Consider the following 18,018-nt stretch of genomic DNA (forward strand, 5'->3'; position numbering starts at 1 on the left):
CAGCAGAGCTGCGCCTGCCACGTCCGCTAAACAAAAATTCAGCCCGAGCATTTAGGAGCACGTCATGGGGATCCCCAGAACAATCATCGCTACCAGCGCGACACTGGCCGCCCTCGCCTGCGTCTCGGCGCAAGCGGCCGACTACGACGCCTGGAGCGGCTTCTATCTGGGTGCCGCTGCCGGTAACCGTGAGCAGCAAATCGATTGGGAGCAGGGCGACATCTACCTCCCATCCACTGACACCTTGAATGTCGGCGACCTTTCCGGTGCCAGCGATTCATCGAAAAGCAACAATGGCTACTTCAGCCTATATGGCGGCTACAACTGGCTAATCAGCGAGCGGGTCTTGCTGGGGCTGGAGCTGAGTGCGGGCTATGCCGACGGCCAGACGGACAAGCACCACCTAGACCTGAGCCCAATCTATGGTTTCGGCGACGACCAGACCAGCGTCACCCTGCAGTCCGACTGGGACGCCAGCCTGCGCGGCCGGGCCGGCTACCTGATCACCCCAAGCGTGCTGTTCTATGGTGCCGCCGGCATAGCCGCCACCCGCCTGGAATCGAGCACCTATTGCCCGAGCGACAATTATGCCTGCAGCCCCTTCTCCTCCGCCCGCCACGAGAGCCACGACGAGATCGTCTTGGGTTGGACGGCCGGCCTGGGGTTGGAAGCCAGCCTGAGCGAACATCTGCTGGCTCGCGCCGAATACCAGTACAGCGATTACCAAAGCACCTCGTTCTGGGCCATGAGCCCCGAGGCTTTCGAGGCCTTCGGGGTCAAAAACGAAGTGGACAGCGGCAGCCAGAAGCTGACCCTGGGTCTGGCCTACAAGTTCTGATGGCAGTAGCCAGCAATACCCATAGCGGTTGAGTAGCCAGCCACCTGCCAATCAGGCCAGGTGGTCGGCACACGGCTTAGACCGCGACCGGCGCGCTGATATGCGGATGCGCCTGATAGCCGAGCAGTTCGAAGTCCTCGAACTTGAACGCCAGCAAGTCCTTCACCTCAGGATTGAGCTTCATCACCGGCAACGGCAACGGCTCGCGGCTCAGTTGCAGGTCGGTCTGTTCGAGGTGGTTGGCGTACAGGTGGCAATCACCGCCGGTCCAGATGAAATCACCCGGTTGCAGGCCACAAACCTGGGCGACCATCAAGGTCAGCAGCGCATAGCTGGCGATATTAAACGGCACGCCAAGGAAAATATCGGCCGAACGCTGGTACAGCTGGCAGCTCAGCTTGCCGTCGGCCACATAGAACTGGAACAGCGCGTGGCACGGCGGCAGGGCCATCTGCTCGACCAGCGCCGGGTTCCAGGCGGAGACGATCAGGCGACGCGAGTCCGGGTTCTTCTTGATCATCTCGACCAGCTTGCTGATCTGGTCGATCGACTCGCCGTTCGGCGCCGGCCAGCTGCGCCACTGGTAGCCATAGACCGGGCCAAGATCGCCGTTCTCGTCGGCCCACTCGTCCCAGATGCGTACGCCGTTGTCCTTCAGGTACTTGATATTGGTGTCGCCCTGGAGGAACCACAGCAGCTCGTGAATGATCGATTTCAGGTGGCACTTCTTGGTGGTCACCAGCGGGAAGCCGTCGGCCAGGTTAAAGCGCATCTGGTGGGCGAAGATGCTGTAGGTGCCGGTGCCGGTGCGGTCACTTTTGAAGGTGCCGGTGTCGCGCACCAGGCGCATCAGGTCGAGGTATTGCTGCATTACACGGCCTCCTGAGCAGCCTGGCGTTTGTAGGCGTAGGCGATCAGGCCCAGGCCGCCGAGGATCATCGGCAGGCACAGCACCTGACCCATGGTCAGCCAGCCGCCCGCCAGGTAGCCGAGCTGGGCGTCCGGCACGCGGACGAATTCGACGATAAAGCGGAAGATGCCGTAGCACAGGGCAAACATGCCCGAGACTGCCATGGTCGGCCGCGGCTTGCGCGAGTAGAACCAGAGGATGGTGAACAGCGCCACGCCTTCCAGGGCAAACTGATACAGCTGCGACGGGTGGCGCGCCAGTTGCTGCGGGTCGGTGGGGAAGATCATCGCCCACGGCACGTCGGTGGCCTTGCCCCACAACTCGGCATTGATAAAGTTGCCGATGCGCCCCGCACCCAGGCCGATCGGCACCAGTGGCGCGATAAAGTCCATCAGCTCGAAGAAGCTCTTGTTATTGCGCTTACCGAACCACCAGGTGGCCAGCATTACGCCGATCAATCCGCCGTGGAACGACATGCCGCCTTCCCAGATTCGCAGCATGCGCACCGGCTCGGCGATATAGGCCGCCAGGTCGTAGAACAGCACGTAACCCAGACGGCCACCGAGGATCACCCCCATGGCCACCCAGAACACCAGATCGGAAAGCTTCTCCTTGTTCCAGGTCGGCGCGAAGGCGTTGACCCGGCGCGAGGCCAGCCACCAGGCACCGCCGATGCCGATCAGGTACATCAGGCCGTACCAATGGATTTTCAGCGGGCCGAGGGCCAGCGCAACCGGGTCGATCTGCGGGTAAGGCAGCATCAAAAACTCCTTAGATCAGGAAATTCACGCCCACTACCAAGAGCAGCAGGGCAAACAGGCGCTTGAGCAGGCGCGGCGACAATTTGTGCGCCAGGCGCGCGCCGAAGCGGGCAAAAAACATGCTGGTGATGGCAATACCGAGCAGCGCCGGCAGGTAGACAAAACCCAGGCTCCACTCCGGCAGCGCGGGTTTGTCCCAGCCCAGCCAGATAAAACTCAGGGCGCTGGCCAGGGCAATCGGCAAGCCGCAGGCCGAGGAGGTGGCCACCGCCTGTTGCATCGGCACACTGCGCCAGGTCAGGAACGGCACGGTCAGCGAGCCGCCACCAATCCCGAAAATCGCCGAGGCCCAGCCAATCACTGCACCGGCCAGGGTCAGCGCCGGCTTGCCTGGGACCACGCGGCTGGCCTTGGGTTTCAATTCCAGGGCCATCTGCACGGCAATCACGATGGCGAACACGCCGATGATCTTCTGCAGCAGCGGCCCCTGAATCGACGCGGCCGTCAGCGCCCCCAGCCCGGCACCGAGCAGAATGCCCAGGCACATCCAGGCAAACACCGGCCACAACACCGCGCCCTTGCGCTGATGCTCCAGCACCGAATTGATCGAGGTGAAGATAATCGTCGCCAGCGAAGTGCCCACTGCCAGGTGGGTCAGAATGGTCGGATCGAAGCCCTGAGCGGCGAAGCTCAGTACCAGCACCGGCACGATAATGATCCCGCCGCCCACGCCAAACAGCCCGGCCAGGGTTCCGGCCGCCGCGCCCAGCAGCAAATACAGCAGCAGTTCCATCAGCACCCCCAAAACAATGGCGCATGGTAACGGATGCACCGCCCCGGACTCTACTTTGGGCGATGGATGTCCGCCTGCGCTTTGCGTAAAGTGCCAGCGACTCGTCATGGATCTGACTGCCGTGCGCCCGACTCTGTACCTGAAACTGAGTTGTAACCAGATGCACCTGAGCCACCTGCAAAGCGGCCGCGAACTGCGCCTGCACGCCGACCCGGCATTCAGCAACCAACGCCTGCTGGTGGCGGACTTTACTGCGGCGCAGCTACTGTTACAGCGCGCAATCGCCGAGCTGCTACCCAAGCGCTTTATGCGCCTAAGCCTGCCGCCGCAATTGCTGATCCAGCCGCTGGAGCGCCTGGAGGGCGGCCTGTCGCAGATCGAGGAGCGCATTCTGTTGGAACTTGGCCTGGGCTGCGGTGCGCGCAAGGTGCGCCTGCATCTGGGCGCTGAGCTGGACAGCGCCGGTGTACTGGCGAAATTAAGGAGCTAACCCATGTGCCTGATCGTCCTGGCCTGGCGACCCGGCCATGCGCAACCACTGCTGATGGCGGCCAACCGTGATGAGTTCTACGCCCGCCCAAGCCAGCCTCTGGCCGAGTGGGCCGATGCGCCCGGGCTGTATGCCGGACGTGACCTGCAGGCCGGCGGCACCTGGCTGGGGGCTGGCCGCGACGGGCGCTTTGCCGCCCTGACCAATATCCGCGACCCCGGCCAGGCCACCGGCGCGCGTTCCAGGGGCGAAATACCGGCGGCCTTTCTGCGCAGCACGCTGAGCACAGAAGACTATCTGCAACAGCTTGCCGAGCGGCCTAGCGACTACAGCGGCTTCAACCTGCTACTCGGCGACCGCCAGCAACTCTGGCATTACAACTCCCCACAGCGCCGCGCCACTGCGCTGGCGGCCGGCATCCATGGCCTGTCGAATGCCGATCTGGACACCCCATGGCCGAAGCTGCAACGGGCCAAGCACGCGCTCAGCCAAACCCTGCATGCCCCACAGCCCGAGGCCTTGCTTGCGCTACTGGCCGACGCCACCCAAGCCGCAGATGAGCAGCTGCCGCAGACCGGCATCGGCCTGACCGGCGAGCGCCTGCTGTCGAGCATCTTTATCGCCAGTGCCAGCTACGGCACCCGCGCCAGTACCGCGCTGATCGTCAATGCCAATGGCAGCCGCCTGCTGGCCGAACGCTGCTTCGGCCCCCATGGCAACTTGCTGAGTGAGGTTTATCTGGAATGTTGACGCCAGGTGCTTAGCGGCCGGCGGACGCGCTCAGGGCGTCGAGGGTAAACAGCGGCGACGCGATGGTCGGATCGTCGGCATCGGCGACCAGCAACGGCCGGCCGTCGGCCTGGAAGGCCAGCCCCTCAATCTTGACCACAGGCGTCAGGCGGCTCAGCTCGGCGATGGCCAGCTGTGCATCCAGCCGTCCGAGCACGCTGCCGACGCAGGCACCGTCCAGATAACTGGAGTCGGTGGCCTCCGCCGTGGCACTGAAATACAGCGCACCACCGGGAGCCACGCTGAGATCGGTCAGGCTCAACGGCACACCATCCAACTCCGGCAATTGCAGCGGCACAATCCGCTGCAGCGTGGCGGCGCTCAGTTGCCCCTGCTGCAGATCGTGGAGTGCCTGCGCCAGGTCGAGCAGCACCAGGGCATTCTCCCGGCCGCGGCCATTGCCGCGTTGCGCCAGCAGCAACCGCCCACGATGGACCACCGCGCCTTCGATATTCAGGTCCTGGAAGTGCCCAGTGAGTGCACTGTACAAGGGGCTGAGATCGATCACGCGCACGCTGCCAGCCTCGACCAGGCAACCGCGACAGCGCCGCTCGGTCGAACCCGAGCCCAACGCCAGCAGGCTGCCTTCAGGCAATAGCAACAACGCCTCAAAGTCGGGTTTGAGGCGTTTACGCAGTTTCGGATCGCTGGGTAACTCGCCGGGCAGCAGGGTTAGCTCGGCCTGCCAGTCGCCACTCAGGCTGTAACGCTGCAGCACCAGCGCATCGTCCGCCAGCACCCACAAGCTCTGGCCCTGGCACACCAGCGCGCTGGCCGCCGACAGGCGCAGGGTGGCGAGTTGGCGCAACGCCAGGACATTATCGGCGGGGTTCAGCACGCGCCGCTGACGCTCACGCCTGGATATCCGACGCCGGATTGATCATGCGACCCAGGCCGAGATTGCGCAGGGCCAGTTGCAGGGTACTGTGAATCACCTGCGGGTTGTCGATGCTCATCACCTGGGCGAGCAGTTCCTTGGCCTTGCCCAGGCTGATCTGGCGCAACAGCCATTTCACCTTGGGCAGGTTGGTGGCGTTCATCGACAGGCCGTCGAAACCCATGGCCATCAGCAACACGGCGCACGCCGGATCACCGGCCATTTCGCCGCAGATGCTCACCGGCTTGCCTTCGGCATGCGCGCCCTCGACCACCTTGCACAGTGCCTGCAGCACCGCCGGATGCAGGAAGTCATACAAATCGGCGACCCGCGGGTTGTTGCGGTCCACCGCCAACAGGTATTGGGTCAGGTCGTTCGAACCGACCGAGAGGAAGTCCACCATGCGCGCCAGCTCGCGGACCTGGTAGACCGCCGCGGGCACCTCGATCATCACCCCAACCGGCGGCAAGGGCACGTCGGTGCCCTCATCACGCACTTCACCCCAGGCGCGGTGGATCAGGTGCAGCGCCTCTTCCAGCTCCTGCACCCCGGAGATCATCGGCAGCAGGATGCGCAGGTTATCCAGGCCTTCGCTGGCCTTGAGCATGGCACGGGTCTGTACCAGGAAGATTTCCGGGTGATCGAGGGTCACGCGGATGCCGCGCCAGCCAAGGAAGGGGTTCTCTTCCTTGATCGGGAAATAGCTCAACGCCTTGTCGCCGCCGATATCCAGGCTGCGCATGGTCACCGGCAACGGATGGAAGGCGGCCAGTTGCTCGCGATAGATCGCCAGCTGCTCCTTTTCGCTGGGGAAGCGCTCCTTCATGATGAACGGCACTTCGGTGCGGTACAGGCCAACGCCCTCGGCACCGCGCTCCTGGGCGCGCTTCACATCGGCGAGCAGGCCGGTGTTGACCCACAGCGGCATGCGGTGACCATCGAGGGTTTCACAGGGCAAGGCACGCAGTGCATCGAGGCCCTGGGCCAGCTGGCGCTCTTCCTCGACCACATCGGCGTATTGCTTGCGCAGCACTTCGCTGGGGTTGGTGAACACTTCACCGTGATATCCATCGACGATCAGCTGGATGCCGTCGATCTTCGAATACGGCAGGTCGACCGCGCCCATCACCGTGGGAATGCCCATGGCGCGGGCGAAGATCGCCACATGCGAGTTGCCCGAGCCCTGCACCGAAACCAGGCCGACCAGCTTGCCTTCCGGCACCTCGCCGAGCATCGCCGGCGACAGCTCCTCGCTGACCAGGATGCAGTTGTCCGGGTACACCAAGGTCTGCTGGCGCGCCTCCTGCAGATAGGCGAGCAGACGCCGGCCGAGGTCTTTGACGTCGCTGGCGCGCTCGCGCAGGTAGGCGTCGTCCATCAGTTCGAAACGGTTGACGTGCTCGCTGACCACATGGCGCAACGCGCCCTGGGCCCACTGGCCGGTCCTGATGACCTTGACCACCTCGTTACCCAGGGCGGCGTCTTCCAGCATCATCAGATAAACGTCGAACAGCGCGCGCTCTTCCGGGCGCAACTGGCTGGCCATCTTCGCCGACAGGGCGCGCATATCGCCGCGCACACCCTCCAGGGCGTTGTTGAACAGGGTCAGCTCGGCGGCGATGTCATCGACCGTTTTATCCGGCACCACTTCCAGGTCGGCCGGCGGCAATACCACCACCGCGGTGCCCACCGCCGCGCCTGGCGAACCCGGTACGCCAACGAACTTGGCTTCCTGAATGCCCTTGCCCTGGCGACCCAGGCCGCGGATCGAGCCGGTGGCCTCGGCATGGGCGATAACACCGGCGAGCTGCGCGCTCATGGTGACCAGGAAGGCTTCTTCGCCCTCGTCGAACTGGCGCTGCTCCTTTTGCTGCACCACCAGCACGCCCATCACCCGACGGTGGTGGATGATCGGTGAACCGAGGAAGGAGGCATAACGCTCCTCACCAGTTTCGGCGAAGTAGCGATAACGTGGGTGTTCGGAGGCGTGTTCGAGGTTGAGCGGCTCCTCGCGGGTACCGACCAGGCCAACCAGACCCTCGTTGGGTGCCATGCTGACCTTGCCGATGGCCTTCTTGTTCAGACCCTCGGTGGCCATCAGCACAAAGCGATTGGTTTCTGGGTCGAGCAGGTAGACCGAGCAGACCTGGCTGCCCATGGCCTCGCGCACCCGCTGCACGATAATGCCCAGCGCCGCCTTAAGGTCCTTGGCGGCGTTTACTTCCTGGACAATCTTGCGCAGCGTATTGAGCATGGCTGGGTTCTAGCCTGTGTCAGTCGCGCGCCAACAGGCGCGGAGCGAGTTCCTTAAGGGCGCGACGGTAAACCTCGCGCTTGAATGTCACCACCTGGCCCAGCGGGTACCAATAACTGACCCAACGCCAGCCGTCGAACTCCGGCTTGCCGGTCAGGTCCATGCGCACCCGATCCTCCGCGCCAGTTAGACGCAAGAGGAACCACTTCTGTTTCTGCCCGATGCACAGCGGCTGGCTGTGCGTACGCACCAGGCGCTGGGGCAGACGATAACGCAACCAGCCCCGGGTGCAGGCGAGAATTTTCACATCCTGCTGTTCCAGGCCCACTTCTTCATTCAATTCGCGGTACAGCGCTTCTTCCGGCGACTCATGGTCATTGATCCCGCCCTGCGGGAACTGCCAAGCGTCCTGGTTTATCCGACGCGCCCACAGCACCTGGCCGACATCATTGGTCAAAATGATGCCGACATTCGGGCGAAAACCATCGGAATCGATCACGGCACACAACCTCGTAAACGCCTGAATTTAAGACATGCGGGCATTGTTCCACAAAGGCCGCGGCAGCAGCAACGCGAGCGGCCCGCGCAATAGGAATGCCCCCTAAAAGCCGCTATTCTGGCCGCCTTTCATAGCTGGCAATCAAAGGTGCTCCCGTGCGTTTGGCTTTATTCGATCTCGACAACACCCTGCTCGGCGGCGACAGCGATCACGCCTGGGGCGACTACCTGTGTGAGCGCGGCATCCTCGACGGCATCGCCTACAAGGCGCGCAACGACGCCTTCTATCAGGACTACCTGGCTGGCCGCCTGAACATCACCGACTACCTGAATTTCAGCCTGGAGATTCTCGGCCGCACGGAAATGGCTCAACTGGAGCAGTGGCACCGCGAATTTATGCGCGATTGCGTCGAGCCGATCATCCTCGCCAAGGGCGAAGCGCTGCTGGCCGAACACCGCGCGGCCGGCGACAAGCTGCTGATCATCACCGCCACTAACCGTTTTGTTACCGCGCCGATTGCCGCGCGCCTGGGCGTCGACACCCTGCTGGCCACCGAATGCGAAATGGCCGACGGCCGCTACACCGGGCGCACCACTGACGTGCCGTGCTTCAAGGAAGGCAAGGTCACCCGCCTTAACCGCTGGCTCGGCGAGACCGGTTTGAGCCTGGACGACAGCTGCTTCTACAGCGACTCGCTGAATGACCTGCCGCTGCTGGAGCAGGTGACCCGCCCGTACGCCGTCGACCCCGACCCGAAGCTGCGTGCCGAAGCCGAGAAGCGTGGCTGGCCAATCATTTCCCTGCGCTGATAACAAAAACGCCGCCTGATCAGGCGGCGTTTTTATTTGGGACTTTGCTTAGAAACTGATCAGGCCGGTTTGGCACCCATCAGCCCCATGATCACCAGCAACAGCAACCCGATCAGCCCGGTGTATGCCGCGCAGAAGCGCAGTAACTTGGCCGGCGCAGGGCTGTCGCCCAAGGCCTGCCAGGCCGCCAAACGACCATTGAGCAGCAGGCCGAACAGCACCAGCACGCCGAACAGCACGCTGCTGGCCAGCAGCCAAGTCTGCCCCAGCGGGAAACCCGCCAGATTGACCAGCCACCAGCCACTGACCGGCAGGCTCAATGCCAGCAAGCCGAACACCGGCAGGCTGATCAGCCGGGTGCGCTTGAGCTTGCGTTGCAGCACGCTGCCATCGCCGCCGCGCACGGCCTTCCACAGCATAAATACATGAGCCAATACGCCCAGCAGCAACAGCACGCCCGGTGCACTGTGGAGAATTTTCAGCAGTTGGTAATGTTCCATCGATCAGCTCCTGCCGATTAGCCTAAAAAGAGTTTGTACGCCGGGTTATCGCTCTCATCCCAATAGGGATAGCCGATCGCCTCCAACGCCGCCGGCACCAGATGGCGCTCTGCTTGCGGCACTTGCAGCCCCGCCACCACGCGACCATCGGCAGCGCCGTGGTTGCGGTAGTGGAACATCGAGATATTCCAGCGCCCGCCGAGTTTCTGCAGAAAGTTGAACAGCGCGCCCGGCCGCTCGGGAAACTCGAAGCGGTAGACGCACTCATCCGGCACCGCCGCCGCATGACCGCCGACCATATGGCGGATATGCAGTTTGGCCAGCTCATTATCGGTCAGGTCCAGCACCGGGAAACCCTGCTCACGCAGGCCCTGCACCAGCGCCGCACGCGGATCGCTTTCCGGGTGGGTCTGCACGCCGACGAAGATGTGCGCCTCCTTATCTTCGTGGTAGCGGTAATTGAACTCGGTGATCTGCCGCTTACCGATGGCCTCGCAGAACGCCTTGAAGCTGCCCGGCTGCTCGGGGATGGTCACGGCAATAATGGCTTCGCGCTTCTCGCCCAACTCGGCGCGCTCGGCAACATGGCGCAGGCGGTCGAAGTTGACGTTGGCCCCCGAGTCGATACCGACCAATACCTGGCCGCTGCAGCCTTCGCGCTCCACGTATTTCTTGATCCCGGCCACGCTCAGTGCGCCGGCCGGCTCGGTGATCGAGCGGGTGTCGTCGTAGATGTCCTTGATCGCCGCGCAGATCTCGTCGGTGCTGACGGTGATCACCTCGTCGACATAGTCCTTGCACACATCAAAGGTGTGCTGGCCGATCTGCGCCACGGCCACACCATCGGCAAACAGCCCAACCTGCGGCAATACCACGCGCTCGCCAGCGGCCATGGCGGCCTGCAGGCAGTTGGAGTCGTCCGGCTCAACGCCGATGATCTTGATCTCCGGGCGCAGGTATTTCACATAGGCCGCGATACCGGCGATCAGGCCTCCGCCGCCCACCGGCACGAAGATCGCGTCGAGCTTGCCCGGCTGCTGGCGAAGGATTTCCATGGCCACGGTGCCCTGGCCGGCGATGGTGTGCGGATCGTCGTAGGGGTGGATATAGATGTAGCCCTTCTCGTCGACCAGTTTCAGCGAATAGGCCAGCGCTTCGGGGAAGCTGTCGCCATGCAGCACCACCTTGCCGCCCCGCGAACGTACGCCTTGCACCTTGATCTCCGGGGTGGTCTTGGGCATCACGATGGTGGCTTTAACGCCCAGCACCTTGGCCGCCAGCGCCAGGCCCTGGGCATGATTACCGGCGGAGGCGGTGACCACGCCGCGCGCCTGCTCCTCAGCGGAGAGCTGCGCCAGTTTGTTGTAGGCGCCGCGAATCTTGAACGAGTACACCGGCTGCAGGTCTTCGCGCTTGAGCAGAATCTGGTTGCCCAGCCGCTCGGAAAGCTGGTTGGCAGCTTGCAGCGGAGTTTCCACCGCCACGTCATAGACGCGCGAGGTGAGGATCTTCTTGACGTACTGTTCGAGCATGGCGTGATCGCAGGCGGCTTTTCAGGGAGTTCGCGAGTCTACCCCAGCGTTGCGCCGATCGACCACACAAGCAGACCACGCGAGAGCTGCTGCGCTCGGTGATGCGGCGTTAAAAACAGACTCGGAATGCTCATGTACAAAAGTACACTCCGCTTCCTCGCCTGTTTTTTCCTTGCCTGACCTTCGCTCGCTACGCTCTCACGCGGCCTGACAGGCAGGGTTTTAACGTCGCCAGCCCAGCCGCGCTATAATTCGCGCCTTTCCTCACTCCCACGCCAGGCCCCATGATGAACCAGGATCAACTCAAGCAAGCCGTCGCCCAGGCTGCCGTCGACTTTATTCTTCCCAAACTCGACGCCAAGAGTGTGATCGGAGTCGGCACCGGCTCCACCGCCAACTGCTTTATCGACGCTCTGGCCACGCACAAGATGGAATTCGACGGCGCAGTCGCCAGCTCCGAAGCCACCGCCGCACGCCTCAAGGGCCATGGCATTCCGGTGTACGAGCTGAATACGGTCAGCGACCTGGAGTTCTATGTCGACGGTGCCGACGAGAGTGACGAACACCTCAACCTGATCAAGGGCGGCGGCGCGGCCCTGACCCGCGAAAAAATCGTCGCCGCCGTGGCGCGGACCTTTATCTGCATCGCCGACGCCAGCAAGCTGGTGCCGGTACTGGGTGCCTTCCCGCTGCCGGTGGAAGTGATTCCCATGGCGCGCAGCCATGTCGCCCGCCAGCTGGTCAAGCTCGGTGGCGACCCGGTGTACCGCGAAGGCGTGGTGACCGATAACGGCAATATCATCCTCGACGTGTTCAACCTGTCGGTCACCAACCCGGCCGAGCTGGAAAGCCAGATCAACGCCATCGTCGGCGTGGTCACCAACGGTCTGTTCGCCGCACGCCCGGCCGACCTGCTGCTGCTCGGCACCGGCGAGGGCGTGAAGACGCTCAAGCGCGCCTGACGCCTGGGGCGGCAAGAACCGGCGGCTGTGCAAAAATGGATCAAGTCGGCAGACAGTCCGCGCCCTAGGCGTCATGCTGCCGGCATTGCTTAGCAGGTCGTTAAACCGTTATCAGGATCGTCAGGGAGTTCTATGTCCGCATTCGCCTCGTCCGCCCAAGATCGCCAGCTTGACCTTGGCGACCTGCTGCGTGAGCTGGTCGCCCAGGGCCGGACCAATCAGGACAATGCCGAGCAATGCCTGGCGATCCGCCGCAGCGCGGTAAACAACCAGCAGCACCCGCTGGAGTTTCTCGCCGCCCAGCAACTCGACGACCTGAAAAGGCCCGGCAAAAAGCTGGATCTGGAAGGCCTGACCAGTTGGCTGGCAGAGCAATGCGGCCAGCCCTTCCTGCGCATCGATCCGCTGAAGATCAATGTTGCCGCCGTGACCCCGCTGATGTCCTACGCCTTCGCCCAGCGCCACAAGATCCTCGCCGTGGCCGTGGACAACGACAGCGTGACCATCGCCAGCAGCCAGCCGCTGGTCAACAGCTGGGAAGCCAACCTGATCCACGTGCTCAAGCGCCCGATCAAGCGCGTGGTGGCCAGCCCGGCGGATATCCAGCGTTTCACCGTGGAGTTCTACCGCCTGGCCAAGTCGGTTAGCGGGGCCTCGACCGGCGACATGAAGATCAGCGGGGCCGGCAACTTCGAACAGCTGCTCAACCTCGGAGCCCAGGATCAGGAGCCGGACGCCAACGACGCGCATATCGTCAATATCGTCGACTGGCTGTTCCAATACGCCTTTACCCAGCGCGCCAGTGATATCCATATCGAACCGCGTCGCGAGCAGGGCAGCGTGCGCTTTCGCATCGATGGCGTGCTGCACACCGTCTACCAATTCCCTCCCCAAGTCACCATGGCCATCGTCAGTCGCCTGAAAAGCCTGGGGCGGATGAACGTCGCGGAAAAACGTAAACCACAGGACGGCCGGGTCAAGACCAAGACCCCGGACGGCGGCGAAGTGGAGCTGCGTTTGTCGACCCTGCCCACTGCCTTCGGCGAGAAGATGGTGATGCGGATCTTCGACCCGGAAGTGCTGCTGAAAAGCTTCGATAAATTGGGCTTTTCTCCCGATGACCTGAAGCGCTGGCAGAGCATGACGTCGCAGCCCAACGGCATCATCCTGGTCACCGGCCCGACCGGCTCGGGCAAGACCACCACGCTGTACACCACGCTGAAGCAGCTGGCGACCAGCGAGGTCAACCTGTGCACCATCGAAGACCCGATCGAGATGATCGAACCGGCCTTCAACCAGATGCAGGTGCAGAGCAATATCGACCTGACCTTCGCCAGTGGCGTGCGCGCGCTGATGCGCCAGGACCCGGACATCATCATGGTCGGCGAAATCCGCGACCTGGAAACCGCCGAAATGGCGATCCAGGCGGCGCTGACCGGGCACCTGGTGCTATCGACCCTGCACACCAACGACGCCCCCAGCGCCATTACCCGCCTGCTGGAACTGGGTGTGCCGCACTACTTACTCAAGGCCACCCTGCTCGGGGTCATGGCGCAGCGCCTGGTGCGCACCCTGTGCCCGCACTGCAAGGTGCCGGTGGAGATTGTCGACGAAGACTGGCAAGCACTGACCAAGCCCTGGAGCTCACCGCCCCCGACCGGCGCGCACAAGGCCGTCGGCTGCCTGGAGTGCCGCGACACTGGTTACCGCGGCCGCGCCGGGGTGTACGAGATCATGCAGCTGAACGACGGCATCAAGCCGCTGATCACCGCCGACACCGACCTGATCGCCCTGCGCCGGCATGCGTTCAAGGAAGGCATGCGCAGCCTGCGCCTGTCCGGCGCACAGAAAGTCGCGGCCGGCCTGACCACCATCGAAGAAGTACTACGAGTGACGCCCCAGAGCGAACAAAAATAGCCTTAGTCCGCGAGTCTCAACTGCGAGGCAAACGCTGCTGGCGGGCGGGGATGTTTGCCACCCGCTGCGGCTTGCAATCCAGGTAGGTAGACGCCTGCAACCAGCGCTTATCGGGATGCCAGGCAAACAGAAACTGCCCGCCTTTGAGCTGATCAACCACCATGCGCGCTACTTCCGGGCGCACCGCCGGGCAACCCAGACTACGCCCGATACGCCCATGGCTGCGCACCAGGCGCGGGCTGACATAGTCCGCACCGTGGATGACGATGGCCCGCTCGCGGGCCAGATCATTCAGCCCCGGTTCCAGGCCATCCATGCGTAACGAATAGCCATGCTTGCCACGGTAGCTCTCGGCGGTGCGGAACAGTCCCAGACTGGTCTGGTGGCTGCCCAGACGATTGGAGAAGCGTGCGGCGATGTGCTCCCCGGAAGCGCGCCCGTGGGCGACGAAATCACGCAGCAACAGGCGCTTGCGCTGCAGATCGAAGATCCACAAGCGGCGCTCGGCGGAGGGGCGCGAGTAATCAATGACCGCCAGCCGTCGCGCAGGGTCGGCACCATGATTGAGCGCGCACTGCATCGCCGCCAAGGCATGCCGCAGCGCCTGCTGATTGAGCCCGGGAGCCACGCGGGCGAGATCGCGCAGCAACACATCCTGCTGCGCAGTGGCCGCCAACAATGGCGTAGATAAGAGCCACAGGCCTGCCAGGCAGAGCCGGCCGATACGTCCAAACATGTGCGTAACTACCTCTAGGTGCCTACCCCGGGACATCCTGTCATAAGATCCAACAACGACCCGCCTATACTGGCTGCGGCTAACCCGCTTTTAGAACCTACTCACGATCTGCTGCGCGTCGACCCTACTGCGTTAAAAACAGGCTCGGAATGCTCATTTACAGCTCGTAAACTCCGCCTCCTCGCCTGTTTTTGCCTTGTATGGCTCTAGCTCGCGACATCGTGAACAGATTCTAAGGCCAAGGACTGGAGCAGTAGATTGTTCAAAAAACGCACACTCTACCTGAGCGCCGCCCTGCTCACCTTGCCACTGGTCGCGAATGCCAGCCCCTCGCTGTTCGCCACCAGCACCGACCTGCTGCCGCTACTCGAACAGCTCAACGAGCAATGCGCGCCCTTACCTGCAAGCCTAGACGAAAACGCCCGGCAGCTCCTGCTGGGCTTCTATGCCCAGCGTAGCGGTCAGCCCGCCTGGCAGGACAGCGCGCAACTGTTGCAGCTGCACGCGCAGATCGAACAGCTGGCCGACGATGGCCTGTTCCCCAACGAATACCCATTGCCCCTGGTGGCCAAGGTGCAGGTCGAACGCCACGACTGCGCCGACCTGCTGACCAGCCACAGCTACCTGCAGGCCTTGCTCCACCTGCGCCGCGGCCGCGTCTCGCAGCAACGCCTGGAGCCGCTCTGGCGCGCGCCGGAGCTGACCCAGCCCGACCTGCAGCTGGCCACTTTGTCGCTGGCCTTGCTGCACCTGCACAACCCCGCCCAAGCATTCGCCAGCGCCCGCCCGACAACACTGCCCTATCAGCAGTTGCGCCAGGCCTATGCACAACGACGGCAGCAGACGCTGGGCGACTGGGCGGCGCTGCCCGGGGGGCCGCTGCTGCGCCCACAGGGCAAGGATGAGCGCCTGCCGGCCTTGCGCGCACGGCTGCAGGCCGAGGGTTATCTGAGCGCACCGGCAGACGACTCAGGCACGCAATTCGACTCGGCGACCCTCGCCGCCCTGCAGGCCTTCCAGAGCGATCACGGACTCAACCCCGACGGCATGCTCGGCCCGGCCAGCCTCAACGAGCTGAACCTCGGCGCGCTGGCACGCCGCGAGCAGTTGCGTGCCAACCTCGAACGCCTGCGCTGGCTGGCCGATGACATGGCCAGCGCCGAGGTGCTGATCAACGTGGCCGCCGCCGAGCTGATGGTTGCGCAGCACGGCCAGGAGGTCTGGCGCACCCGTACCCAGGTCGGCCGCCCGGAACGGCAGACCCCGCTACTGGCCTCGCGCATCGAGCGGCTGACGCTCAACCCGACCTGGACCGTGCCACCGACCATCCTGCGCGAGGACAAGCTGCCGGAAATCCGCGACGACCCCGACTACCTCGCCCGCCACCAATTCAGCGTGTTCGACCGGGACGGCCAGCCACTCGACCCGCAGACCGTCGACTGGGACAACCCCGGCGCGATCAAGCTGCGTCAGTCGGCCGGCAGCCATAACCCGCTCGGCCGGGTCGCGCTGCGCTTCGCCAATCCGTTCGCGGTCTACCTGCACGACACGCCAAGCCAGCAGCTGTTCAGCAAGGCACCGCGGCCCTTCAGCTCCGGCTGTGTCAGGATCGAGGCGGTCGACAGCCTGCTCGCCTGGCTTTTGCCTGTGGAGCAACTGGAGGACGTACATGCACGCATCGGCAGTGGCGACACCCAGCAATACCGCCTGCCACGCCCCGCGCCCCTGCTAATTGCCTACTGGACAGTCGAAGCCAGCGCCAGCGGCCAGCTGCGCTACCTACCCGACATCTATGGCTGGGATGCCAAACTGATCCAGGCCCTGGCCGCACGATCGCCCTGAACGGCTCGTCCATGACCGTTGATCGGCGCAGTCTGCAACGCCATCGACAGCGGCCCCAAGGCCAACTGTGCTTAGATACCTGAACCGTCCATTTACCAGACCCCAATCATTCAAGGAGCTCCACCACATGGAAATCGGCAGTGTCATTTTTCTCTTCGTCGGCCTCGCGGTCGCCATCGTCTTTATGGGCTTCAAGGTCGTGCCGCAGGGTTTCGAATGGACGGTCGAGCGCTTCGGCCGCTACACCAACACCCTCAAGCCGGGCCTGAACATCATCGTGCCGGTGATGGACAAGGTCGGCCGCAAGCTCAACGTGATGGAAAACGTGCTGGATATTCCACCGCAGGAAGTGATCACCGCCGATAACGCCACGGTGCAGATCGACGCCATCTGCTTCTTCCAGATCATCAATTCGGCCCAGGCCGCCTACGAGGTGAACAACCTCGAGCACGCCATCCGCAACCTGGTGATGACCAATATCCGCACCGTGCTCGGTTCCATGGAGCTGGACGCCATGCTCGGCCAGCGCGACGCGATCAACGAGAAGCTGCTGCGCACCGTCGATGAAGCCACCGCACCCTGGGGCATCAAGATCACCCGCATCGAGATCAAGGACATCAGCCCGCCCGCCGACCTGATGGCCGCCATGTCCGGGCAGATGAAAGCCGAACGGATCAAGCGTGCGCAGATTCTCGAAGCCGAAGGCCTGCGCGCCGCCGCGATTCTTACCGCCGAAGGGCAGAAGCAGGGCGATATCCTCAAGGCCGAAGGCCAGCGCCAGGCCGCGTTCCTCGAAGCCGAAGCCCGCGAGCGTGCCGCCCAGGCGGAAGCCGAAGCCACCCGCATGGTGTCCGAAGCCATCGCCCAGGGTAACGTGCAGGCGGTCAACTACTTCGTCGCGCAGAAATACATCGAAGCCCTCGGCCAACTGGCCAGTGCCAACAACAGCAAGGTCATCCTCATGCCACTGGAAGCCAGCCAGGTGATCGGTGCGGTCGGCGGCATCAGCGAAATCGTCAAAGCCACCTTCGGTGAGAAGAAGGGTTAAGCCATGTGGGACTTTTTACAGCACCTGTCGTACTGGAACTGGCTGGCCTTCGGCACCCTGTTGCTGATCCTCGAAGTGTTCGGTGCCGGCGGCTATCTGCTGTGGATCGGCCTGGCCGCCGCCAGCGTCGGCCTGCTGACCTTCGTCTTCCCCGAGCTGCCCTGGGCCGTGCAGTTCATCCTGTTCGGCCTGCTCTCGGTGCTGACCGCAGTGTTCTGGTGGCAACGCCAGCGCAGTTCGGCAAAACCCTCCGATCAACCGGGGTTGAACCAGCGCGGCAGCGAATTGCTTGGGCGCACCTTCGTCCTGCATGAAGCCATCAGCGGCGGACGCGGCAAGATCAAGGCCGGCGACAGCCTGTGGCTGGTGATCGGGGCCGACCTGCCCGTCGGTACGCAGGTGCGCGTGATCGGCCAGGACGGCGTGCTGCTAAAGGTTGAAGCAGAACCGGCCAACTAGGA

18 protein-coding genes are annotated in these 18,018 nt (G+C 63.5%); 9 read left to right on the forward strand and 9 right to left on the reverse strand.

The genetic code is table 11. The annotated features are described in order from the left end of the window. Positions 1-64: 64 nt before the first annotated feature. Positions 65-838, forward strand: coding sequence for an outer membrane protein (locus WBK23_RS02445; RefSeq protein WP_424482399.1), 774 nt, complete (start codon positions 65-67; stop codon positions 836-838). Positions 839-914: 76 nt separating this feature from the next. Here WBK23_RS02445 and WBK23_RS02450 read toward each other — a convergent pair whose 3' ends face one another. Genes WBK23_RS02450 through WBK23_RS02460 form a run of 3 tightly spaced genes read right to left on the reverse strand, consistent with a single transcriptional unit; the run spans position 915 to position 3,302 of the window. Next, entirely contained in the window at positions 915-1,709 is a 795-nt protein-coding gene (locus WBK23_RS02450) for a thymidylate synthase (protein ID WP_424482400.1), read from the reverse strand. Continuing rightward, positions 1,709-2,509 (reverse strand): prolipoprotein diacylglyceryl transferase, encoded by an 801-nt coding sequence (gene lgt, locus WBK23_RS02455; RefSeq protein WP_424482401.1) that lies wholly within the window; start codon positions 2,507-2,509, stop codon positions 1,709-1,711. Before lgt ends, WBK23_RS02450 begins: the two co-directional genes overlap by 1 nt. A gap of 10 nt (positions 2,510-2,519) precedes the next feature. Then, the gene (locus tag WBK23_RS02460; protein ID WP_424482402.1) at positions 2,520-3,302 is read right to left on the reverse strand and encodes a sulfite exporter TauE/SafE family protein; all 783 of its coding nucleotides are present in this window, start codon (positions 3,300-3,302) and stop codon (positions 2,520-2,522) included. Positions 3,303-3,408: 106 nt separating this feature from the next. On the opposite strand from WBK23_RS02460, the gene WBK23_RS02465 reads away from it, so the two are divergent. Continuing rightward, positions 3,409-3,792 carry a hypothetical protein gene (locus tag WBK23_RS02465; protein WP_424482403.1) on the forward strand — a complete coding sequence of 128 codons (384 nt, stop codon included), beginning with the start codon at positions 3,409-3,411 and terminating at the stop codon, positions 3,790-3,792. A 3-nt stretch (positions 3,793-3,795) separates the two neighbouring features. Further along, positions 3,796-4,542: an NRDE family protein gene (locus tag WBK23_RS02470; protein WP_424482404.1), complete on the forward strand. Its 747-nt coding sequence runs from the start codon at positions 3,796-3,798 to the stop codon at positions 4,540-4,542. A 10-nt stretch (positions 4,543-4,552) separates the two neighbouring features. On the opposite strand, the gene WBK23_RS02475 is transcribed toward WBK23_RS02470, so the two are convergent. The 3 genes from WBK23_RS02475 to WBK23_RS02485 are packed head-to-tail and all read right to left on the reverse strand — an operon-like array spanning position 4,553 to position 8,211. Further along, positions 4,553-5,419, reverse strand: a complete 867-nt coding sequence (locus WBK23_RS02475; protein ID WP_424482405.1) for a DUF6929 family protein — start codon at positions 5,417-5,419, stop codon at positions 4,553-4,555. A 13-nt stretch (positions 5,420-5,432) separates the two neighbouring features. Further along, on the reverse strand, positions 5,433-7,712 hold the full coding sequence (gene ptsP / locus WBK23_RS02480) for a phosphoenolpyruvate--protein phosphotransferase (RefSeq protein ID WP_424482406.1): 2,280 nt from the start codon (positions 7,710-7,712) through the stop codon (positions 5,433-5,435). Between the two features lie 19 nt (positions 7,713-7,731). Next, on the reverse strand, positions 7,732-8,211 hold the full coding sequence (locus tag WBK23_RS02485) for an RNA pyrophosphohydrolase (protein ID WP_090251327.1): 480 nt from the start codon (positions 8,209-8,211) through the stop codon (positions 7,732-7,734). A 155-nt stretch (positions 8,212-8,366) separates the two neighbouring features. Here WBK23_RS02485 and WBK23_RS02490 point away from each other — a divergent pair, with 155 nt between their 5' ends. Continuing rightward, complete coding sequence (locus WBK23_RS02490; RefSeq protein WP_424482407.1) at positions 8,367-9,020, forward strand: HAD family hydrolase; 654 nt, start codon at positions 8,367-8,369, stop codon at positions 9,018-9,020. 59 nt (positions 9,021-9,079) lie between these two features. Here WBK23_RS02490 and WBK23_RS02495 read toward each other — a convergent pair whose 3' ends face one another. Continuing rightward, positions 9,080-9,520 (reverse strand): DUF2269 family protein, encoded by a 441-nt coding sequence (locus tag WBK23_RS02495; RefSeq protein ID WP_424482408.1) that lies wholly within the window; start codon positions 9,518-9,520, stop codon positions 9,080-9,082. Between the two features lie 17 nt (positions 9,521-9,537). After that, a complete protein-coding gene (ilvA, locus tag WBK23_RS02500) occupies positions 9,538-11,052 on the reverse strand; it encodes a threonine ammonia-lyase, biosynthetic (RefSeq protein ID WP_424482409.1) in 1,515 nt (504 codons plus the stop codon). 287 nt (positions 11,053-11,339) lie between these two features. Here ilvA and rpiA point away from each other — a divergent pair, with 287 nt between their 5' ends. Beyond that, the gene (gene rpiA, locus WBK23_RS02505) at positions 11,340-12,014 is read left to right on the forward strand and encodes a ribose-5-phosphate isomerase RpiA (protein ID WP_424482410.1); all 675 of its coding nucleotides are present in this window, start codon (positions 11,340-11,342) and stop codon (positions 12,012-12,014) included. Positions 12,015-12,146: 132 nt separating this feature from the next. Continuing rightward, a complete protein-coding gene (locus WBK23_RS02510; RefSeq protein WP_424482411.1) occupies positions 12,147-13,931 on the forward strand; it encodes a GspE/PulE family protein in 1,785 nt (594 codons plus the stop codon). Between the two features lie 16 nt (positions 13,932-13,947). Here WBK23_RS02510 and WBK23_RS02515 read toward each other — a convergent pair whose 3' ends face one another. Continuing rightward, the gene (locus tag WBK23_RS02515; RefSeq protein ID WP_424482412.1) at positions 13,948-14,667 is read right to left on the reverse strand and encodes a murein L,D-transpeptidase catalytic domain family protein; all 720 of its coding nucleotides are present in this window, start codon (positions 14,665-14,667) and stop codon (positions 13,948-13,950) included. A gap of 258 nt (positions 14,668-14,925) precedes the next feature. Between WBK23_RS02515 and WBK23_RS02520 the strand changes: the two genes are divergently transcribed. The 3 genes from WBK23_RS02520 (at position 14,926) to WBK23_RS02530 (ending at position 18,016) form a co-directional block, all read left to right on the forward strand. Further along, complete coding sequence (locus WBK23_RS02520; protein ID WP_424482413.1) at positions 14,926-16,509, forward strand: L,D-transpeptidase family protein; 1,584 nt, start codon at positions 14,926-14,928, stop codon at positions 16,507-16,509. A gap of 127 nt (positions 16,510-16,636) precedes the next feature. Then, positions 16,637-17,557: an SPFH domain-containing protein gene (locus tag WBK23_RS02525; RefSeq protein ID WP_090250305.1), complete on the forward strand. Its 921-nt coding sequence runs from the start codon at positions 16,637-16,639 to the stop codon at positions 17,555-17,557. Between the two features lie 3 nt (positions 17,558-17,560). After that, the gene (locus WBK23_RS02530) at positions 17,561-18,016 is read left to right on the forward strand and encodes an NfeD family protein (RefSeq protein WP_424482414.1); all 456 of its coding nucleotides are present in this window, start codon (positions 17,561-17,563) and stop codon (positions 18,014-18,016) included. Positions 18,017-18,018 lie beyond the last annotated feature (2 nt).

It is taken from the genome of Pseudomonas sp., from assembly GCF_049653025.1.
In the GTDB taxonomy this organism is placed as follows: Bacteria; Pseudomonadota; Gammaproteobacteria; order Pseudomonadales; family Pseudomonadaceae; genus Aquipseudomonas.